The sequence below is a fragment of the Bacillus sp. AFS073361 genome (assembly GCF_002567005.1).
Classification (GTDB): domain Bacteria; phylum Bacillota; class Bacilli; order Bacillales; family Cytobacillaceae; genus Neobacillus.
Genome location: NZ_NUZU01000039.1, coordinates 327,650 through 347,736, shown reverse-complemented (window position 1 = coordinate 347,736; position 20,087 = coordinate 327,650). Strand labels below are relative to the sequence as shown.

19 protein-coding genes are annotated in these 20,087 nt (G+C 38.2%); 16 read left to right on the top strand and 3 right to left on the bottom strand.

From position 1 onward, the window contains the following. The first annotated feature begins 34 nt into the window (after positions 1–34). From COJ96_RS22030 to COJ96_RS21995, 8 genes are all read left to right on the top strand, one after another. Positions 35–1,057, top strand: a complete 1,023-nt coding sequence (locus tag COJ96_RS22030) for a LacI family DNA-binding transcriptional regulator (RefSeq protein WP_098575930.1) — start codon at positions 35–37, stop codon at positions 1,055–1,057. 152 nt (positions 1,058–1,209) lie between these two features. Further along, positions 1,210–2,229 carry an inositol 2-dehydrogenase gene (gene iolG / locus COJ96_RS22025; RefSeq protein ID WP_098575929.1) on the top strand — a complete coding sequence of 340 codons (1,020 nt, stop codon included), beginning with the start codon at positions 1,210–1,212 and terminating at the stop codon, positions 2,227–2,229. A 151-nt stretch (positions 2,230–2,380) separates the two neighbouring features. Next, on the top strand, positions 2,381–3,277 hold the full coding sequence (iolE, locus tag COJ96_RS22020; protein ID WP_098575928.1) for a myo-inosose-2 dehydratase: 897 nt from the start codon (positions 2,381–2,383) through the stop codon (positions 3,275–3,277). A gap of 242 nt (positions 3,278–3,519) precedes the next feature. Further along, on the top strand, positions 3,520–3,828 hold the full coding sequence (locus COJ96_RS22015; RefSeq protein ID WP_098575927.1) for an MFS transporter: 309 nt from the start codon (positions 3,520–3,522) through the stop codon (positions 3,826–3,828). A 370-nt stretch (positions 3,829–4,198) separates the two neighbouring features. After that, the gene (locus COJ96_RS22010) at positions 4,199–5,227 is read left to right on the top strand and encodes a LacI family DNA-binding transcriptional regulator (RefSeq protein ID WP_098575926.1); all 1,029 of its coding nucleotides are present in this window, start codon (positions 4,199–4,201) and stop codon (positions 5,225–5,227) included. A 293-nt stretch (positions 5,228–5,520) separates the two neighbouring features. Beyond that, complete coding sequence (locus COJ96_RS22005; protein WP_098575925.1) at positions 5,521–6,951, top strand: sugar porter family MFS transporter; 1,431 nt, start codon at positions 5,521–5,523, stop codon at positions 6,949–6,951. Between the two features lie 165 nt (positions 6,952–7,116). Continuing rightward, on the top strand, positions 7,117–8,139 hold the full coding sequence (locus tag COJ96_RS22000; RefSeq protein WP_098575924.1) for a Gfo/Idh/MocA family protein: 1,023 nt from the start codon (positions 7,117–7,119) through the stop codon (positions 8,137–8,139). Between the two features lie 28 nt (positions 8,140–8,167). Further along, entirely contained in the window at positions 8,168–9,109 is a 942-nt protein-coding gene (locus COJ96_RS21995) for a sugar phosphate isomerase/epimerase family protein (protein ID WP_098575923.1), read from the top strand. A 217-nt stretch (positions 9,110–9,326) separates the two neighbouring features. Here COJ96_RS21995 and COJ96_RS21990 read toward each other — a convergent pair whose 3' ends face one another. Next, positions 9,327–10,190: a sugar phosphate isomerase/epimerase family protein gene (locus tag COJ96_RS21990; protein ID WP_098575922.1), complete on the bottom strand. Its 864-nt coding sequence runs from the start codon at positions 10,188–10,190 to the stop codon at positions 9,327–9,329. A 272-nt stretch (positions 10,191–10,462) separates the two neighbouring features. Here COJ96_RS21990 and COJ96_RS21985 point away from each other — a divergent pair, with 272 nt between their 5' ends. The 5 genes from COJ96_RS21985 to COJ96_RS21965 all read left to right on the top strand — a co-directional run bounded on the left by COJ96_RS21985 (position 10,463) and on the right by COJ96_RS21965 (position 17,047). Beyond that, entirely contained in the window at positions 10,463–11,329 is an 867-nt protein-coding gene (locus COJ96_RS21985; protein WP_098575921.1) for a helix-turn-helix domain-containing protein, read from the top strand. A 187-nt stretch (positions 11,330–11,516) separates the two neighbouring features. Beyond that, positions 11,517–12,431 (top strand): myo-inosose-2 dehydratase, encoded by a 915-nt coding sequence (gene iolE / locus COJ96_RS21980; protein WP_098575920.1) that lies wholly within the window; start codon positions 11,517–11,519, stop codon positions 12,429–12,431. 26 nt (positions 12,432–12,457) lie between these two features. Further along, positions 12,458–13,885 carry a sugar porter family MFS transporter gene (locus tag COJ96_RS21975; protein WP_098575919.1) on the top strand — a complete coding sequence of 476 codons (1,428 nt, stop codon included), beginning with the start codon at positions 12,458–12,460 and terminating at the stop codon, positions 13,883–13,885. 98 nt (positions 13,886–13,983) lie between these two features. Further along, on the top strand, positions 13,984–15,018 hold the full coding sequence (gene iolG, locus COJ96_RS21970) for a bifunctional inositol 2-dehydrogenase/D-chiro-inositol 1-dehydrogenase (protein ID WP_098575918.1): 1,035 nt from the start codon (positions 13,984–13,986) through the stop codon (positions 15,016–15,018). A gap of 526 nt (positions 15,019–15,544) precedes the next feature. Continuing rightward, positions 15,545–17,047, top strand: coding sequence for a malate:quinone oxidoreductase (locus COJ96_RS21965; protein ID WP_098575917.1), 1,503 nt, complete (start codon positions 15,545–15,547; stop codon positions 17,045–17,047). 40 nt (positions 17,048–17,087) lie between these two features. On the opposite strand, the gene COJ96_RS29630 is transcribed toward COJ96_RS21965, so the two are convergent. Continuing rightward, positions 17,088–17,261 carry a DUF6944 family repetitive protein gene (locus tag COJ96_RS29630; RefSeq protein ID WP_373561739.1) on the bottom strand — a complete coding sequence of 58 codons (174 nt, stop codon included), beginning with the start codon at positions 17,259–17,261 and terminating at the stop codon, positions 17,088–17,090. A gap of 95 nt (positions 17,262–17,356) precedes the next feature. Here COJ96_RS29630 and COJ96_RS21960 point away from each other — a divergent pair, with 95 nt between their 5' ends. The 3 genes from COJ96_RS21960 to COJ96_RS21950 are packed head-to-tail and all read left to right on the top strand — an operon-like array spanning position 17,357 to position 19,582. After that, complete coding sequence (locus tag COJ96_RS21960; RefSeq protein WP_098575916.1) at positions 17,357–17,893, top strand: sigma-70 family RNA polymerase sigma factor; 537 nt, start codon at positions 17,357–17,359, stop codon at positions 17,891–17,893. Beyond that, complete coding sequence (locus tag COJ96_RS21955) at positions 17,893–18,300, top strand: PadR family transcriptional regulator (protein WP_098575915.1); 408 nt, start codon at positions 17,893–17,895, stop codon at positions 18,298–18,300. Before COJ96_RS21960 ends, COJ96_RS21955 begins: the two co-directional genes overlap by 1 nt. 7 nt (positions 18,301–18,307) lie before the next feature. Further along, on the top strand, positions 18,308–19,582 hold the full coding sequence (locus tag COJ96_RS21950; protein WP_098575914.1) for an FtsW/RodA/SpoVE family cell cycle protein: 1,275 nt from the start codon (positions 18,308–18,310) through the stop codon (positions 19,580–19,582). Positions 19,583–19,628: 46 nt separating this feature from the next. On the opposite strand, the gene COJ96_RS21945 is transcribed toward COJ96_RS21950, so the two are convergent. Further along, complete coding sequence (locus COJ96_RS21945; protein WP_098575913.1) at positions 19,629–20,066, bottom strand: YfmQ family protein; 438 nt, start codon at positions 20,064–20,066, stop codon at positions 19,629–19,631. Between the last annotated feature and the right edge of the window lie 21 nt (positions 20,067–20,087).

Here is a 20,087-nt window from a genome sequence, read left to right as displayed (position 1 = left end):
AAAATAGGACAGTTTAGAAGGAGTTTGAAAGTGGATGAAGCCGACGATTTACGATGTAGCTGAAAAGGCGGGGGTCTCCATTGCAACCGTATCAAAGGTAGTTAATAATTCAGGTCGGATCAGTGAAAAAACCAGGAAAAAAGTGACTGAAATAATGCGGGAACTTGACTATCAGCCAAGCAGTGTTGCAGCGGCATTAACAGGAAAGCAAACATATACGATTGGAGTTCTTGTTCCTGATATTTCAAATGCCTTCTTTGCAGAAGTTGGGCGGGCGTTGGAAAACAATGCACGCGAGATGGGCTATGCAATTATTATGTGTAGCACTGATTACCAAATTGAGCGGGAAAAGGAATATTTGGATCTTTTATTAAAAAAGCAAGTTGACGGGATTATTATCGCGACAGAGCAGGAAGATTGGAAGGTATATAAAAATCTACAAAGAAAAAATATCCCCCATTTAATGTTTTCAATTGATAACCTCCGTTTTTCATCACACATTGTTACTACTGATGATGTACGAGGTGGATATATGGCAGGCCGTTATTTATTGGATAAAGGACATACGGATATTGCGATCATAGCCGAATTAAATCGAGCCAGCGGACGCATGCGTTTAGAGGGATTCAAACAATCGTTAGCTGGTGAAGGGATTTCGTTAGAGGAAGAATGGACGGTCAACGCGATGTCTACTATTGACGAGGCAAAAGCCGCAGCAAGGAAAATATTTTCTTTAAAGGATAGGCCTACTGCTGTGTTTGCCTCAACAGATTTGATTGCTGCTATCCTTATTAATGAGTCGCGGAAAGTAAATATTCGTATACCGCAAGATTTATCAATTGTTGGTTTCGATAATACCATTTACGCTGAATTAGCAGATCCAGGTTTAACAACAATTGCTCAGCCGAAAGAAGAATTAGCCCACTATGCGATTGATCAGCTCTTAAAATTAATGAAAGACCCAACGATGCCACAGCAGCGGATCATGCTCTCACCTATGCTGGTAGAACGGAATTCTGTAAGAAGTTTAAAAAATATTGAAGGAAAACCCAGCTAGGTCGGGGTTTTTCCCTTTTAGAGTAAGCGCTTAATCACTTTAAGTTAAAATTAAGGAAATTCAAATAACTGATCGATGAAAATATATAGAAAATGTATAATCGTTGTTAAGGAAATCGCTTAACCGAATAATATTATTGGAGGAATCATTTCATGACTTCATTGACAATTGGGATTATTGGTGCAGGACGGATTGGAAAATTACATGTAGATAATTTAAGAAAGATACCACAAATTCGCATTAAAAGTGTTTCAGATGTTTTTATAGATCACCTTGAATCATGGGCAAAAGAAAAACAAATTGAGGTTTTAACAGCTGATTATCACGAGTTGCTAAATGATCCGGAAATTCAAGCCGTTTTCATTTGTTCACCAACCAATACACACGCTACTATCATTAAAGAAGCAGCTCTTGCCGGCAAAGATATCTTCTGTGAAAAACCGGTTAGCTTTTCAGTTGAGGAAACAGAAGAGGCATTGGCAGTTGTTGAAAAAGCCGGTGTAAAACTGCAAATTGGTTTTAACCGCCGCTATGATCCTAACTTCCGCAAAATTCAAACACTTGTGAAAGACGGCCAAATTGGCGAGCCTCATATTTTAAAAATTACCTCACGTGACCCGCAGCCACCAGGTGTTGATTATGTGAAGGCTTCCGGCGGATTGTTTATGGATATGATGATCCACGATTTCGATATGGCCCGTTATGTAATGGGTAGTGAAGTAGTAGAGGTATCAGCTGCAGGGGCAGTCCTTGTTGACCCGGCAATTGGCGAAGTAGGTGATATCGATACTGCAATCGTTACGCTAAAATTTGCCAATGGAGCTTTGGGAGTCATTGATAACAGCCGCCAGGCAGTGTATGGCTATGACCAGCGTCTTGAAGTTTTCGGTGCCAAAGGGGCAGCACAAGCCGATAACAATCGTGCCACTAATGTAGAAGTATCAACAGCAGAGAGTGTTACGAAAGAAAAGCCGCTTTACTTTTTCCTTGAGCGTTATAATCAAGCATATATCGATGAAGTGGTAGAATTTGCTTCCGCTATTCTCAAAAATACAGAAGTTAACTGTACGGGCTTTGATGGCTTACAAGCTCAGAAAATTGCAAAGGCAGCAAAAGAATCGCTTGAAAAGGGTGCACCTGTTCAATTAAATCAAGCAGCTTTAGTAATTTAATAGAAATGAAGAAATAAACTACGAACCTCCTAATAGTAGAGAAAATCATCCGCTTGATCTGCCGTTTTTAGGAGGTTATGTATTACTAAATGGCAAAGAGAAGAATAGGCCATTATTACAAACTCAGAACAAGATGAAGGAGGATATGATCATGTTTAGCGCAAATCAAGTAAAATTGGCCATTGCCCCAATCGGCTGGACGAATGATGATATGCCTGAACTCGGAAGTGAAGTGACCTTCGAGCAATGCATAAGTGAAATGGCACTTTCCGGTTTTTCGGGAAGTGAAGTGGGAAACAAGTATCCGCGAGACACAGAGGTTTTAAAAAAGGCCCTTTCTTTAAGAGGATTAGAGATTGCAAGTGCTTGGTTTAGTTCCTTTTTAACTTCAAAACCATTCGATGAAACCGCAAAAGCCTTTATCGAACATCGTGATTTTCTTCATGATATGGGCGCAAAAGTAATTGTTGTCTCGGAACAAGGCAACAGCATCCAGGGCCAAATGGAAACACCGCTATTTGCAAGTAAACCTGTAAATACTGAAGAAGATTGGAAGCTCTTATCGGAAGGGCTGACTCGCCTTGGCGACCTGGCGGCTGAAAAGGGCATGAAAATTGTCTACCATCACCACATGGGTACAGGCGTGCAAACCACAACAGAAATAGACTGCTTAATGGAAGGAACCGACCCTGAAAAAGTATCCCTTCTTTACGATACAGGCCATCTGGTATTCTCCGGCGAGGATCATCTGGCAGTATTAAAAAAATACGTTGATCGGATCCATCACGTTCACTTAAAGGATGTCCGTATGGATGTTATGGAAAGAGTACATAGTGAAAAAATGAGCTTTTTGCAGGCAGTAAAAGCAGGGGTTTTCACCGTACCAGGAGACGGCGTCATTGATTTCAAACCAGTATTTGAGATCCTAAGCGAAGCAAACTATAATGGATGGTTTGTAGTTGAGGCCGAACAGGATCCGGCAATTGCCAATCCATTCGAATATGCAGTGAAAGCAAGAGAGTACATCCGGGAAACAGCCGGGCTGTAAAGAATCAGAAATTACCACTCTAGTAAAAATAATAATTCTTAAAAGTAAATGATAGCGATGAGTAATGAGTAAGGAAGAACTCCTAAAGGGTTCTTCCTTGAGGTGCGTTATGGGGAATCTGCAGCTTTGTTTGTCCAACAATCTAAAAGTAAGGCTGGCGTCTAGAATCTATTTAACCATTAAAAAAATGTACAAGACAAGAAGGAATAACTAAGAAATCAATAGACTAAGAACTTTTAACACTGACAGTCCTATATTTAGCCTTCTTCCAAGGGGCGATTGGCCCTTTAGGCTGGCTGATTATTGCTGAAATTTCCCCTGCTCGCTTACGTGGTGTAGGTATGGGAATTGCTACATTATTCTTATGGCTTTGCAATTTTATAGTAGGTCTATTCTTCCCTACTCTTTTGAAGGTTGTCGGACTTTCAGGAACATTTTTCTTATTTGCTGTGTTTGGGTTCATTGGGGTGGCATTCGTAGCGAAAAACTTACCAGAGACAAGAGGGCTTTCGCTTGAACAGATAGAAGAGAACTTTAAAATGAAGGCGTAGAATAGTAGTGTTGAATCATGTGAGCTTCTACATTTCAAAATTAAACATATAAATGTCCATTTGATATTGTCCCTTTTGTGCAGATAGTAAAATTGTCTCACAGAAAGGGGCTTTTTTAAATTTTTTGATAAATTTTGAAACAACTATTGACTGAAAGCGTTTTTGATATTAATATTTACCCATAGATTATTCAACAGTTAACCAAAATGTAAACTATTGAATAACTTTCTTTAAAATTTCTAGAGAGAGGGGCTGGATAAGGAGAACTCTTTATTGATTTTATAGACTGAATATTATAAAATATTATTCAAAGCGCATACGTATGCGTAGTCTAATAAAAAATAGATAATAAAGAGGCGAGAATGCTATTATGGCAATCACCACGAAAGATATTGCAAAAATGGCGAATGTGAGTCAATCTACTGTCTCCAGATGTTTAAATGACAGTCCAATGATTTCAGAGAAAACCAAGAAAAAGGTTTTGAAAATCGCACAAGAGCATGGCTTTCAATTTAATGCTAATGCAAGAAGCTTAAGCGCGAATAAAACCAGTACTATAGGTGTCATTTTACCTAAGAGTTTATTTGGACAGGGTATAGAAGTATACTTTAGCTCATGGCAGAATGAAATTATTGAAACTCTTGAACAGATGCAAATGGATGTTATTAGCTCATTTTTTGAGAATCGGTTTACAGAACAAAATAATATCGAAAGATTCATTGCTGCAAAGAAAGTAGATGGACTGATTATAATGGAGCCGTCTTTAGATGATAAATCCATAAAAGCACTAGAAAAAACTGAAGTCCCTTTCATATTCTGCAAGTATTTACCACCATTTTATAAAACAAAGGATGTAGATTTTGTTTGTGTTGACCAGCATAAAGGCGGGTATATTGCGGGTGATCACTTAATTAATCTAGGTCATAGGAACATCATGTGTTTGTCTGCTAATATCAACGGCGGCGAGTTTGAACAGCGGACTGAAGGCTTTAAAGCAGCTTTTAAGGATCATCATCTTCAATATGATGGTGATAAATTATTTTATGGGGACACGACCTTCCATTCGGGTTACCGCTTGATAAAGGAAAATATGGATATTTTAAAAGATGTGACAGCCATTTTTGCTCAGAATGATCTGATGGCATTAGGGGCAATCTCGGCATTGAAGGAACTGGATATAAATGTTCCTAATGAAATAGCCGTGATAGGATTTGATGATATTGAGTTATGTACTTTCTATAAACCATATCTATCAACCATCCATCAACCTATAAAAGAAATTGCAACACTAACATGTAAACGGTTAATAGAGAAATTAAATTCGACATCAACCATGAAACAAAAACTTGAAATTAGTCCTACATTAGTTATAAGAGAATCTTGCGGAGGAAAAGTCTAACTTACTCCTTTTCTCTCATTAATGCAAGCGTATGCATGAATCTAAGATTCTTTTAGAAGATAAAAAATAGCAACTAATTATTATTTTACCAACAAATGCAAGCGTATGCGTTAAACGTTTATATTTATAAGGATATATTTGGAGGTTAGTAAAAAAGAATGATTAAATTAACCATTTTTATTTAAATATAAATGCAAGCGTATGCGTAAATGAGCCTAAGTAGCCTCTAAGATTTATACATAAATGGCTCGAAAGTTCATATTAAACATTAAAATGTGGGGGGAGAAATACTTATGGCAAATCAGGTAACTGAAAAGGGGCGTACTCCAAAGGCATTTTTACGGATCATTACTTTAATATCAACATTCGGGGGACTGCTGTTTGGATATGATACTGGAGTAATCAACGGTGCCCTTCCTTATATGTCTAAATCCGACCAACTCAATCTTAATCCGTTAACAGAAGGACTTGTTACGAGTTCACTTCTTTTCGGAGCTGCACTTGGGGCAGTGTTTGGCGGTAGGCTGTCAGATCGTAACGGTCGCCGAAAGAATATTCTTAGTCTGGCATTACTATTCTTTATTGCAGCACTTGGATGTACCCTTGCACCAAATGCAGGTATGATGCTTGTTTTTCGCTTTTTACTTGGGCTGGCAGTTGGAGGGGCCTCAGTTACAGTTCCAACCTTTTTAGCAGAAATGGCACCAGTCGAACAGCGGGGCAGGTTGGTTACTCAGAATGAGTTAATGATCGTTACTGGACAATTTCTAGCATTCGCTGCTAATGCCGCCATTGCATCAACATTGGGTGAAAATGATCATGTTTGGCGTTACATGCTAGTTATAGCAACACTTCCAGCCGTTGTCCTTTGGTTTGGAATGCTAATCGTACCTGAAAGCCCTCGTTGGTTGGCATCGCAAGGAAAAGTGGGGGAAGCTTTACGTGTTCTCCAACAAGTGCGTGAAGAAAGCAGGGCCAAAGTAGAATTGCAAGAAATTAAAGATGCCATTGCATCAGAATCTGAAATACAGAAAGCAACAATGAAAGATTTGGGTTTACCTTGGGTGCGACGAATAGTGGTTCTAGGAATTGGAATTGCGATGTCGTCACAACTTACAGGGGTTAACTCGATTATGTATTATGGTTCTGAAATTTTGAAAGAAGCGGGATTTGCTACAAAGGCAGCTCTTATCGGTAATGTTGCGAATGGGGTGATCTCGGTATTGGCAACTTTCGTCGGAATTTGGCTGCTTGGAAAAGTTGGACGACGATCCATGATGCTGAGTGGTTTAGCTGGAACAACAACGGTACTTTTACTTATTGGAGTGTTTTCTTCCCTTCTGAAAGGGAATACATCCCTTCCGTATGTAATACTCTCCCTGACAGTCACGTTTCTAGCAATCATGCAGGGAGCCATTGGACCGGTATTATGGGTCTCGCTCTCAGAGATCTTCCCGTTAAGACTGAGAGGTCTTGGCATGGGGATCAGCGTTTTCTTTCTCTGGATAACAAATTTTGTCATTGGCCTCTTGTTCCCAATATTAATCGAAAAAGTTGGCCTATCTGGAACATTCTTTGCTTTCGCGGCAGTAGGATTGGTTTCTATCACCTTTATTTGGAAAATGATGCCTGAAACAAAGGGTCGCTCTCTTGAGGAGATTGAGAGTTACTTCCGCACCTATGATGGGGTTCATGTTGATCAGAAAGCTGCAGTATCAAAATAACAACTTCTGTTGTCTTAGAAGAAAAAAGGCGAATTACATATAAATATGTATGCGTCTACAAATTTTTGTGTTTTATAGATTGCTGACTTTCCTATAAAAATACTAGTGAGATTTTTTATAGGAAAGTGCTTAATCCGGGAAAATTATTAATAGGGAGTGTTTATTGTGGAATTAAAGATTGGTGTTATCGGTACGGGTGCAATTGGGATGGATCATATTCGAAGACTTACATATAAAACAAAGGGGGCAAAGGTGGTTGCAGTCTCTGATATAAATGTGGAAAGAGCACAACAAATTGCACAAGAAGTTGGTGCTAAATTTGTAGAAACTGGAGAAGAGCTCATTCAATTGCCTGAGGTGGATGCGGTTGTCGTTACCTCTTGGGATCCAACACATGAGGGTTATGTCTTAGAAGCTATAAAAAATAAAAAATATGTATTCTGCGAAAAACCTTTAGCTGTTGAAGCGGAGGGCTGTAAAAGAATCATGGATGAAGAAATAAAACAAGGTAAAAAATTAGTTCAAGTAGGATATATGAGAAGATATGATCAAGGATACGAAGAAATAAAAGAAATACTTGATAGCAGAAAGCTTGGAGAAGTACTAATGCTTCACTGTGCTCACCGAAATCCTGGTGTAGATGAAAGTTATACTACCCCTATGGCTGTTGAAAATTCAGTGGTACATGAAATTGATGTATTAAGATGGTTACTGAAAGAAGACTATGTATCGGCACAAGTTATTTTACCAAAAAGAACATCCAGTGCACATAAAGAGTTACATGATCCGCAGATTGTCATTTTAGAAACAGAGTCGGGCATTCATATTGATATTGAAATCTTTGTGAATTGCCATTACGGATATGATATAAAATGCGAAGTAATGTGTGAAGAAGGAATGGTATTTTTAACGGATCCAGCTTTTTCAAGTGTTCGTACGGAAGGTAAAGATTTTACAAAAGTATCATCTGATTGGAAGGATCGCTTTGTAAAGGCATATGATCGAGAAATTCAGCTTTGGGTTGATTTCGTGAAAGCAGATGAATTAAATGGACCCAATGCATGGGATGGATATGTGGCGGCGATTACTTCTACGGCTTGTTCAAAGGCAAGAGATACTGGGGAACGTGTACAAATTCAACTTGAAGAATGTCCAGCTTTATATAAAGATAGCTTAGTTTTGGCATAAAAATAAACTAGATTGAGAGGTTTTTAACATGAGATTGTCATATGTAACAGATAGCTTAGGCCATTTACCTTTTGAAAAAATGTTGGATGTTGTTGCTGAAATGGGTATTGATACCATTGAAATGACCACAGGAGGCTGGTCGCCGGCTCCACATTTGCGTTTAAATGAATTGCTGGAAAGTGAAGCAAAAAGAAGTGAATTTCTAGGTGAATTAGAAAAGCGGAATATTAAACTTTGCGCTTTGAATTGTTCCGGGAATCCTTTAGATCCAGGCGAACTTGGAAAAGAGCACAGAGAGGTAACAGAAAAAACAATGGAACTAGCCGGATTACTTGGTGTGAAGAAGGTCATTATGATGAGCGGTTTGCCGGCAGGAAGTCCGGAAGATAAAATTCCTAACTGGATTACCTATACAGTCAGCTGGCCTCCAGTATTAAAAGAGATTTTGGATTATCAATGGAATGAAGTAGCCATTCCTTATTGGAAAGAGTTAGTGAAAAAGGCGGAATCATGCGGTGTCGAAAAAATTGCCCTTGAAAATTTCAGTTCGCAATTAGTCTATAATCCAGAAACATTATTTAGATTGCGTAATGCAGTCGGTCCAATGGTTGGTTTGAATTTAGACCCAAGCCATTTAATCTGGATGGGGGCAGATCCAATTATTGCGGCAAGAGAATTAGGAGCTGCCATTCACCATGTTCACGGTAAAGATGTAAGACTTGAAAGACATTTATCTGCTATTAATGGCGTATTGGAAACAAAAGAGGTTACGGATATAGCAAATAGAGCCTGGAATTATGTAGCTGTTGGCTGCGGTCAAGATTTGCAATGGTGGAAGGAATTCTTCTCGGTTGTTCGCATGATGGGGTATAACGATGAAGTTTCACTTGAAATGGAAGATCTGACAATGTCTGTTGAGGCGGGAATCAGAACATCAGTTGATGCTTTAAAACAGACGCTTAGTTTTTGAGATTAACCTTTATTTCTTCCATTTAGTTGGAGTTTTAAAATTTCAGCAGCACTTGAAAAAGTAGAGATGGTCCTATCATCTCTACTTTTTTAATAAATTTTTATCTGTTCAATGAGATTATTTTTTCCCGCTTAAGGAAGACATAGTCCCTATTTTTTATAGGAATTAAAAAAGGCATAAAGGACTTTTTCTACAAAAAATCCTTTATGCCTTACGATCAATTATGAACAGCTTGATTATGATAGTACTTTTCCAATACTTCCAAGGTCGTTTCTTTTGCTTTTTTAATGACTTCTTCCGGATCCATTTGATAATATTCTGGTCGGAATAACTCAACGGATGCGACAAAATCATAATTCAATTCTTTTAATCGTTTTAAATGTGCTTCTAAATCAATCACACCGTGCCCAGGCCATACTCTGTCACTATCACGCATTTGGCCAATCGGATAACCCTCCACATCATTGATATGGAAGATAAACAATTTATCTGCTGTTTCATCTGTTACATCTTCTAATCTTGACCCCATTCCAGTGAATTGGAACGTATCATACACGAGACCTACATTATCTCGATCAACTGTTTTTGCAATGCTGTATGCTTGTGCAAATGTATTAACTGTATTTTGCGGAATGCCGATAAACTCAATCGCAATCTTTACTCCGTATGGTTCGGCTAAATCAGATAGATGGGTTAAAACTCGAATACAACTTGCATTTACTTCTTCCGTCAATGTCTTTCCTTTTTCCGTCACATCGATATTAGATGGTACCACGCAAATATATGGACAATCTATTTTTTTGCAAATCTCCAAGTATTCCTTGAATTCCTCGATAATCTTCTCTTCGTCTTCTTTCGTACGGTTATTAAAAAAGCATAATGCGTTCAAAGAAAGTGGTTTAATATGATGGGTATCAAAATAGGCTTTTAAATCATCTAATGTGTATTCTTTAAGATAATCTTTTAACTGATCAATGGAGCGAATTTCAATAAAATCGTAACCGTGTTTTTCACAATACTCTAAATTCTGTTGAAGAGAAGCACTTTCGAATGTTGTTCCTTCATTAAATGATAATTTCATAGGTAAACCTCCATTTAATAACTTATGTATGCGATTTCAGTTTAATAGAAATATTCCTTCATTACTTTATATAATCTTGCTCTAAAATTGTATTTTGGTGCTATTTTATAATTTAGTTGATAACTCTTGGTAATGAATTAGGACTTTGCACGATACTCAAAGAATATAAAATAGTTGAAAAGTTCCTAAAAATGGACCATTACTTTTGGGTCAGGATAAAATATACTATATTTAGTAATGTTAGTGTTTACAATTAGGTGAGAGGTGAAAAAGTGAATTTCTATATTCCAAAAGTAGAACCGGGCATCAGGTCAAAAAAGGGATTATATTTTTATGAACCTTCCGCTTTAACGAAAGAATTATATCATTATGTCCTATGGGGAGGGGAATATATAGTAGATGTTCCCTACAGCATTCAGCGTGATTACATGAATGCCTTTCTCTTTTTTTATATAAAAAAAGGATCGATGCAATTCCACTATCTTGACCAAGCATTTGTAGCCTCGAAAGATGATATTGTTCTTCTAGATTGTAAAGAAAAAAATAATTACTATGCACTGGAAGAAACAACCTTCCAATTTATTCACTTTACAGGTAGTCAAACGCAAGCTATGTATAACGAGTTATACAAAAGAAAGGGTTGTATTTATAGACTGCCTGCTGAAAAAAATAATATTCCCACTATTTTATCCCTAATAGAGTCGAAACAGGAAATTGATTTTAAAATATCATTAGAAATTTATGAACTGCTGGGTAATTTAGTAGAAAGTACCCGGAATACGTTTGAAAACAGAGATGCAAATGTGGCAAAAGCAGTACCAAACGAAATGCAAGCCGTCCTGACTTATATAAGTGAGAATTACTCATCTAAAATTAGCGTCGAGCAGCTGAGTGAAATATCAAATTTGAGTACCTATCATTTTTGTCGTACGTTTAAAAAGTATATAGGAACCAGCCCCCACCAATATGTACTAAACTACAGATTGATCCAGGCTAAGAATCAATTGGTGGAAACCAATCTTTCAGTTGAGCAAATAAGCATGGAATGTGGGTTTAATAGTATTGGTCATTTTATTAAGGTGTTCTCCCAATCAACTGGAGGTATTACTCCTGGAAAGTTTAGAAAACTTTGTTTTTAATTAAATATTTTAAAAAGATACCCTTTTCTTTGGGTATCTTTTTATTAAATGTTGATACTATTTAAGTAATTTAGCAAGAAATGATAATTTGATAGCAATTTTATATAATACATCGATTCTTCATAATTTATAAAATAAGGTCAACCGGTTAAACAGTCCTACTTTAAAAAAGGAAGAGGGTTAAACGATGGAAAATAAAAAAATCACATGGGGGATCGCTCCAATTGGATGGCGAAATGATGATATTCCGGAAATTGGCGCAGAGAATACCTTGTCCCACTTACTTAGTGATATTGTAGTGGCAGGATTTGAAGGAACAGAAGTTGGCGGCTTTTTTCCAAAACCGAAAGTATTGAACAAAGAACTTCAACTCCGCAACTTAAAAATTGCCGGACAGTGGTTTAGTAGTTTTATTATTCGCGACGGCGTGGAAGCAGCATCGCAAGCTTTCCATAAACATTGCGAATATTTGAAAGCGGTTAACGCAGCTGTTGCTGTTGTATCAGAACAAACCTATAGTATTCAAGGTACAGAGAAAAATGTGTTTAAAGAAAAACCATGCTTCACAGATAAAGAATGGGATCAGTTATGCAAGGGACTCAATGAATTAGGAAAAATTGCTGAAGGCTATGGTTTGAAGCTAGTTTTTCACCATCATATGGGGACGGGCGTACAAACATTAGCCGAAATTGATCGTCTGATGGAAAACACGGATCCGAATCACGTTCATTTGCTGTATGATACCGGCCATATCTTTGTATCCGATGCTGATTATATGACTTTATTAACTAGCCATATCAATCGTATTCAACACGTTCATTTTAAAGATGTGCGTCCAGCCGTAAAAGAACAATGTGAAAAAGAAGGAAAGTCTTTCTTACAATCCTTTCTGGCAGGAATGTTTACCGTTCCTGGTGATGGCTGCATCGATTTTACAGAAGTATACAATCAGCTTTTGGAAACAAATTATTCAGGCTGGATTGTCATTGAAGCAGAACAAGACCCCTCAGTTGCACATCCGTTGGAGTATGCGTTGAAAGCCCGTCATTACATTAATGAAGAGTTACTTCCATTAGAAAATAGTTCATTAATCAAAGGTTAAAAAAACGAACCCTGGGGAGGGAAATTATGAGTAATCAGGCGATTGAAAGACCACGTGATTACAAAAAGGCTTTAAAGAAGATTACAGTTATATCCACTTTCGGAGGACTACTCTTCGGATATGACACAGGTGTTATCAACGGTGCATTACCATTTATGGCAAAATCGGACCAGTTAAATCTAACCCCTGCTACTGAAGGTCTTGTTACAAGTTCACTTCTTTTCGGCGCAGCACTTGGATCAGTATTTGGCGGGCGCTTATCAGACCGTTTTGGACGCCGCAAAATGATTCTTAATCTTGCATTACTATTTTTTATAGCAGCAATAGGATGTACCCTTTCACCGTCTGCTGGTGTGATGATTGTCTTCCGATTCTTACTGGGTTTAGCGGTAGGGGCTGCATCCGTCATGGTACCATCCTTTTTAGCTGAAATGTCTCCGGCCGAGATGCGGGGAAGAATGGTTACCCAGAACGAATTAATGATCGTTTCCGGTCAATTGTTAGCGTTTGTATTTAATGCCATTCTTGGAAATACAGTTGGTGAAGGGGTTTCACATGTTTGGCGTTATATGTTAGTGATTGCGTCACTTCCGGCTGTGGTCTTATGGTTTGGAATGTTAGCGGTTCCAGAGAGCCCGCGCTGGCTGGCATCAAAAGGAAAACTGGGCGATGCGCTTAGAGTCCTTAAAGACATACGTGATGCAAACCGTGCCCAATCGGAACTTGATGAAATTAAAAATAATATTGCTCAAGAGACAGGGACTCAGCATGCAACATTTAAGGATTTAAATGTACCGTGGGTCCGCCGGATTATCGGGATTGGAATTGGTATTGCGATTGTTCAACAAATAACTGGTGTTAATTCCATCATGTATTATGGTACTCAAATTCTTCAAAAATCAGGTTTTTCAACAAATGCAGCACTGATCGGAAATATTGCTAATGGTGTCATCTCAGTAGTAGCAACTATTGTCGGGATCTGGCTATTAGGAAAAATTGGTCGACGTCCGATGCTTATTGCTGGATTGACGGGAACAACAGCAGCTCTTGCTTTAATTGGAGTATTCTCGTTAGTACTTAAGGGATCTCCAGCACTTCCGTTTGTTGTTCTCGCCTTGACTGTTACCTTCCTTGCATTCCAACAGGGAGCTATTTCTCCGGTCACCTGGCTCATGTTATCGGAAATCTTCCCGCAAAAATTACGCGGACTTGGAATGGGTGTTACGGTTTTCTGCTTATGGATCACAAACTTCCTTGTTGGGCTATTTTTCCCAATATTACTAAGTGCAGTGGGCTTATCGATCACCTTCTTCCTTTTCGCTGTGTGTGGAATTGCCGCCATACTATTTGTGAATAAAATTTTGCCAGAGACAAGAGGAAAGTCACTTGAGCAGTTAGAAAGTTATTTCCGTAACTATGGACAAGAAAGTCATCAACAAGCTTCCAATCAATAATCGTATCAAACAGTGATTGAATGATGACTTAAGTGGAATATGTAAGCGTTGTCTAGTTGTAATACATTAATTACGTAAACATAAAGGAGAGTATCAACATGACTTTAAGATTTGGTGTAGTAGGAACAGGTGCAATTGGAAGAGAACATATTGATAGAATTACTAATAAATTATCAGGTGGAAAAATTGTTGCTGTAACAGATGTCAATCAAGAATCTGCTAAACAAACAGTTGAGGCCTATCAATTAGATGCAGTCGTCTATCCTGATGACAAAGCGCTAATTGCGGATGAGAATGTGGATGCCATCCTGGTTACAAGCTGGGGTCCTGCACACGAAGCAACAGTAGTAGCAGCTGTTGAGGCTGGTAAATATGTATTTTGTGAAAAACCATTAGCTACTACTGCTGCAGGCTGTATGAGAATTGTAGAAGCAGAAATGAAGCAGGGTAAGAAGTTGGTTCAAGTTGGTTTCATGCGCCGTTATGATAGCGGATATGTTCAATTAAAACAAGTGATTGACAACAATGAAATTGGTGAACCATTAATGATTCGTGCTGTACACCGTAACCCGGCAGTTGATGAAAACTATGTGACTGAAATGGCCGTTCAAGATACATTAATCCATGAAATTGATGTTCTTCACTGGTTGGTTAATGACGACTATAAATCCGTTCAAGTGGTTTTTCCAAAGAAAACCAAATATTCACATGAAAAATTACAAGATCCGCAATTATTTACAATTGAAACAATTGGGGGCATTGTAATGAATGTGGAAGTTTTTGTGAATTGCAGATATGGCTACGACATTCAATGTGAAGTTATTGGTGAAGATGGAATCGCGAAATTGCCGGAAGTTCCAAGTGTTGTTATGCGCAAAGATGCAAAATTAAGCACAGCGATCTTAACTGATTGGAAATACCGTTTTATGGACGCATACGATGTTGAAATCCAGGACTTTATTGATTCAATTACTAAAAAAGGTCAGCCGCAAGGACCAACCTCATGGGATGGCTACATAGCAGCAGTAACATCTGATGCATGTGTCAAAGCCCAGCAAACAGGTGAGAAAGAATCTATCGAACTTCAAGAAAGACCGGCATTCTATAGTGAAAAAGAACTGCAAACGGTATAAATTTTTTTAAATCACAATATCTCTTTCGGAAAAAAAGAGTAGAACACTATTTTACTAAAGAAAAAGCCCGATTTTCCTACTACTAAGGAGAGTCGGGTTTTTCTTCCTTTATTTTAGATATTTGCTGGATAATCATTTGAAATCACTTCAAACTGGGGATTTATATGACCTATTTAAGAGATTCATAATATAATTCAGGAAACATACGATTTATTTTACGGCATTCTTTGGAAAAATATAGGGATCGTTGTAAGTAGAGATACATATGACAGAACCGTCCCCTTGGTCTCCACTTGGGAAAAAATATCATTAAAAACCATATGGAAAGACTTCTCGCTTTTCAATACCTTTTAAATAATTTAAAATTGTCATATAATAATAGTAGATATATTAATATTAAATAATGTTATAGATTATGAGTTTGGAATACTTTTGAGACAGAAAAGGTGTGTGATTAGATCGCGCATTACCTTGGTGTAACACCTGCATCTTTTTTGCCAAATTTCAGGGGATAAGGTGGGTTAAAATGAACAACGGGGAAACAAAAACAGACGTCATTTTAATTGGTGCCGGAATCATGAGTGCGACTATTGGGACACTCTTGAAAGAATTAGTACCAGAATGGGAAATTACTGTGTATGAGAAACTCGAGAACGCGGGTGAGGAAAGCTCTAACGAATGGAATAATGCAGGAACAGGGCATGCAGCACTTTGTGAACTTAATTACACAGTTGAAAAACCAGATGGATCTTTAGATATTAGTAAAGCGATAAGAATTAATGAACAGTTTCAGGTTTCCATGCAATTTTGGTCTTATCTAGTAAAAAACAATCTGATTGATAATCCACAGGACTTTATTAGACGTTTGCCACATATGAGTTTAGTACAAGGGGAAGAAAATCTAGCTTTTTTGAAGAAACGTTTTGAAGCGCTGTCAAAAAATCCTTTATTTCAAGGAATGGAGTTCTCTGAAGATCATGAAAAACTGATTGAATGGATTCCGCTGATCATGGAAGGCCGGAAATTGAATGAACCGATTGCTGCAACAAAAATTGACTCTGGAACAGATGTCAACTTTGGTGCATTAACACGCATGTTGTTTGACCACTTAGAGACTAAAAATGTCCAGATAAACTATAATCATAATGTTAACGGTATCAAGCGTACTAACGACGGCCAATGGGAATTGAAAGTGCAGAATCAATTTAGTGGTACAGTCAAACGCCATACCGCAAAATTCGTCTTTATCGGCGGGGGCGGAGGAAGTCTGCATTTGCTGCAAAAATCGGGCATTCCAGAAGGAAAACATGTCGGAGGATTCCCAGTAAGCGGACTATTCATGGTATGTAACAATCCAGAAGTTGTAGAACAGCATCATGCAAAAGTATACGGCAAAGCTAAGGTTGGTGCTCCGCCAATGTCTGTTCCGCATCTTGACACGAGATTTATCGATAATAAAAAATCGCTGCTATTTGGACCATTTGCCGGTTTCACACCAAAGTTCTTAAAAACCGGTTCAAATATGGATTTAATTACTTCTGTCAAACCTAATAATGTTTTGACTATGTTATCTGCAGGCGCAAAAGAGATGGCACTAACAAAATACCTGATTCAACAAGTAATGTTAACGAAAGAACAGCGTATGGAAGAGTTACGAGAGTTTATCCCGAATGCTAAAACAGAGGATTGGGATATAGTAGTAGCCGGCCAACGTGTACAAGTAATCAAAGATACCGAAGCAGGCGGCAAAGGAACACTGCAATTTGGTACGGAAGTGATTACTGCCGCTGATGGCTCAATTGCAGCGTTGCTAGGTGCTTCACCGGGTGCTTCTACTGCCGTTCACGTCATGCTTGAGGTCATCAAAAAATGCTTCCCAGAACATATCAAAGAGTGGGAATCGAAAATCAAAGAAATGATCCCTTCTTATGGCATGTCATTAATGGAAAATCCAAACCTTCTGGATGAAATTCATACTACCACAGAGCAGACACTTGGACTAAGAGAAAAAGAGCTGGTCTTTAGTTAATTCTTTGAAGTAGCAACCAAGGTAATAAAATACCGAACCTTTAATCTAACTTTGGATTGAAGGTTCTTTTTGTTTCCTCAAAAGCTGCACCAAGGCCTTGTATTCCGCTGCCAAGGGCATCTATCACTGTTCCTTCCTCTTCTGAACCGGATATTTCAATATCTACACCAACTGCATTTGAAGGATTACCAGCAGCCTGAAGCCAGCCGCCTATTATGGTATATATTTGTGCTATCCCTGCCTTCGGTGTTTGTTATAAAAACTTTATAAAGGAGTCTATCGTCTATAGTTTAGGAAGGAGGGGAAGACATGGAAGAACTGACGTTGGAAGTAATAGAGACAGAAGATAAAGAATTACTTATAGATGAAATTATGAACAGGTATGGACAGGACGTTCTCCAGCTGGTCTTTTCATATGTGAATAATCGCACCATCGCGGAAGACTTGACTCAGGACATTTTTGTTAAGTGTTATAAAGGGCTCCATACATATAGAGGGAAATCCAAGTTGCGAACTTGGTTATGGAGGATTGCCATCAATCATTGCAAAGATTTTCTAAAAAGCTGGTACAACAAGAACGTCGTAATTACTGAAGAGGAGCCGTTAAACAACACGACGAAAAAGGAAATGATTGAGCAAATAGTCATCCAAAGACAAGAGGATGATCAATTGATTGCTGCGATCATGCTCCTTCCTATTAAATATCGGGAAGCCATTTATCTCTTTTATTATGAGGAATTGCCTATTAAGGAGATTGCCGTAGTAACGGAAGTAGGGGCGAATACTGTGAAAACCAGGCTTAGACGGGCAAAGGAACTTTTGAAAGAACGATTGGAGGAATGGTGATGGAGGACCGATTAAAGAACTTAAAAAAAGCCATGGATCGACAGGCGTTTTCTCAATTGAAGTTTACAGAGAAGCATCGCAGGAATATCCTTGGAAAAATTAATCAACCACCCGAAACTGACGAGGACATTTTAGTAGCGGTAATGCAGCTGCTTGTTCATGAAAAAACAGGCTTTGAATTAACGAAGCTTTTGCGGGGAAGAGGCATTAAAAAGTTTGAAGACAATGAAGGATTTTTATACACTCTTTTACATCGACTCGAACAGTCCGGATGTATCCAATCGTGCTGGACTGAAGCAAAGGCAAAGTATTATCAGTTAACAGATAAGGGACGAAAAGTGTTACGGAAAGCCGATAAAAAACAAATAAAAAGCCAAGTGGCATGGAAAGAATTATTTGAGAGGTGAGGCATTAGTGAATAAAAAACAAGTCTTTTTAAATGAAGTCATCGCTCAAATCAAATCGAAGGATGCAAAGAAATATGTGATAGATGAATTGAATTATCATGTAAAGGAAGCGAAAAATATTTGGATAGAGAAGGGACTTCTAGAAGTAGAAGCTGAAGAAAAGGCAGTAGAACATATGGGAAGCCCGGTTCAATTAGGGAAGCAGCTCAATAAACTCCATCGACCAAAAGTAGATTGGATTCTTGTGGTTCTTTTAGTGACCATTTTCGGGCTCGGATTTTTACCAATGTTTTCAATCAGTATAGGAGAATATTTGTTACCGTCTAAAGTCATTATTACTTTAATCGGGAGCGCATCCGTTCTAGGAATCATGCTGATGGATTATCGGAAGTTCAAAAAGCAAGGCTGGTTATATTATTCCATTGGGGTAATGATTCTTCTGGTGTTAAGACTATTTTCAAATACCACAATCAATGGACTTTCACTTTTTAGGATTGGACCGTTAACGATTGAAACGATCATGTCGCTCCCATTCTTCTTCCTTGCCTGGGCTTCCATATTGGATCTTGAGAGGTTGAAGGTCTGGCAGTTTATTCTGCTTTTCTCTCTGCCATTCTTTTTACTCTTAACGGCACCAAGTATTCCTTCCACATACATTTACACCATCATGGTCTTTTCGATGCTTTGGTGGAGCAGGTTTAGTCGAAAAACTGTTCTTTCCATCTGGGGAGTTTCCGTTAGTTTATTCTTGGTTGTGAGTTTCATTTCTTGGAAGTTTTTAAGTATATACCAAAAAGATCGATTGTTGGCTTACTTAAACCCAGAAGAATACGCGGATGGACCAGGGTATATGATCTTGCATGTGAAAGAATTTCTGTTAAAAGCAGGCTGGTTTGGCCACTCCATGGACAAAGAATTTATTCCCTTGGCCCACACCAATTTAGTCTTTGTCAGCTTTACCTATTACTATGGATGGCTATTAGCTCTTGTATTAGTGGTAATCCTTGGCCTGTTTATCGCCAGAATGATGGTCATCACAAGCAGGATGAAAGATCCGTACGGCAAACTTCTGCTAATCGGTGCCGTTTCTCTTTATACCGTCCAGCTAGCTACTAATATCGGAATGACATTAGGTATTTTTCCTTTAATTTCGATATCCTTGCCATTTATCAGCTATGGACTAATGCCAACGCTGCTAAATGCTATTTTAGTTGGAATTGTCTTAAGCGTCTATCGCCGAAAGGATTTAACCAGAATAACGGAGGAATTAAAAAATCAATAGAAATAAAAATGAACACGGGACTAGGCTTCCGTGTTCATTTTCATAATTAGTATTGGACTTCCAAAGTACTTTTTTGAAGAGGTTCGGAAGATAGACTATACGCGATGACCTTCTTCTTGTACTGTTTGACGACATCAATGCGATCGTTGTAACTGTAAACAAATAATCGAACCTCTTTTTTGCCGCTTTTCGTATCAATAACCACTGGAGGCTGACTATTTTCAGGATGTAAAAATAATTCCTCCGTCCCTGGATAGATATAATGCTGCTTTAAAAAGACAGCTTCGTTAAAGTAATGAATCAATTGAAGTTTGTCTTCACCTGTTAAGTTTTTTCCGTCAATGGTTATGGTGGCGTCTGTTTCATTTAGTTTTGAGTGAATTTCAAATTTCCTTATAAGCCATTCCACTGGCCCGGTTGGAAGACAAGTCAATAATATTTTAATCGTACTTACGATAATTATCGAAACCACAGCCCAGGTCATTTTCATCATCTCCATTAAAGA

What these genes read in the sequence shown, in the direction of transcription:
- iolG (WP_098575918.1), top strand. Translation starts at nt 13,984, where the DNA reads ATGACTTTAAGATTTGGTGTAGTAGGAACAGGTGCAATTGGAAGAGAA.
- COJ96_RS21975 (WP_098575919.1), top strand. Translation starts at nt 12,458, where the DNA reads ATGAGTAATCAGGCGATTGAAAGACCACGTGATTACAAAAAGGCTTTA.
- COJ96_RS22005 (WP_098575925.1), top strand. Translation starts at nt 5,521, where the DNA reads ATGGCAAATCAGGTAACTGAAAAGGGGCGTACTCCAAAGGCATTTTTA.
- COJ96_RS21955 (WP_098575915.1), top strand. Translation starts at nt 17,893, where the DNA reads ATGGAGGACCGATTAAAGAACTTAAAAAAAGCCATGGATCGACAGGCG.
- COJ96_RS21995 (WP_098575923.1), top strand. Translation starts at nt 8,168, where the DNA reads ATGAGATTGTCATATGTAACAGATAGCTTAGGCCATTTACCTTTTGAA.
- COJ96_RS21945 (WP_098575913.1), bottom strand. Translation starts at nt 20,066, where the DNA reads ATGACCTGGGCTGTGGTTTCGATAATTATCGTAAGTACGATTAAAATA.
- COJ96_RS21965 (WP_098575917.1), top strand. Translation starts at nt 15,545, where the DNA reads ATGAACAACGGGGAAACAAAAACAGACGTCATTTTAATTGGTGCCGGA.
- COJ96_RS21990 (WP_098575922.1), bottom strand. Translation starts at nt 10,190, where the DNA reads ATGAAATTATCATTTAATGAAGGAACAACATTCGAAAGTGCTTCTCTT.
- iolE (WP_098575928.1), top strand. Translation starts at nt 2,381, where the DNA reads ATGTTTAGCGCAAATCAAGTAAAATTGGCCATTGCCCCAATCGGCTGG.
- COJ96_RS22030 (WP_098575930.1), top strand. Translation starts at nt 35, where the DNA reads ATGAAGCCGACGATTTACGATGTAGCTGAAAAGGCGGGGGTCTCCATT.
- iolG (WP_098575929.1), top strand. Translation starts at nt 1,210, where the DNA reads ATGACTTCATTGACAATTGGGATTATTGGTGCAGGACGGATTGGAAAA.
- COJ96_RS22010 (WP_098575926.1), top strand. Translation starts at nt 4,199, where the DNA reads ATGGCAATCACCACGAAAGATATTGCAAAAATGGCGAATGTGAGTCAA.
- iolE (WP_098575920.1), top strand. Translation starts at nt 11,517, where the DNA reads ATGGAAAATAAAAAAATCACATGGGGGATCGCTCCAATTGGATGGCGA.
- COJ96_RS21960 (WP_098575916.1), top strand. Translation starts at nt 17,357, where the DNA reads ATGGAAGAACTGACGTTGGAAGTAATAGAGACAGAAGATAAAGAATTA.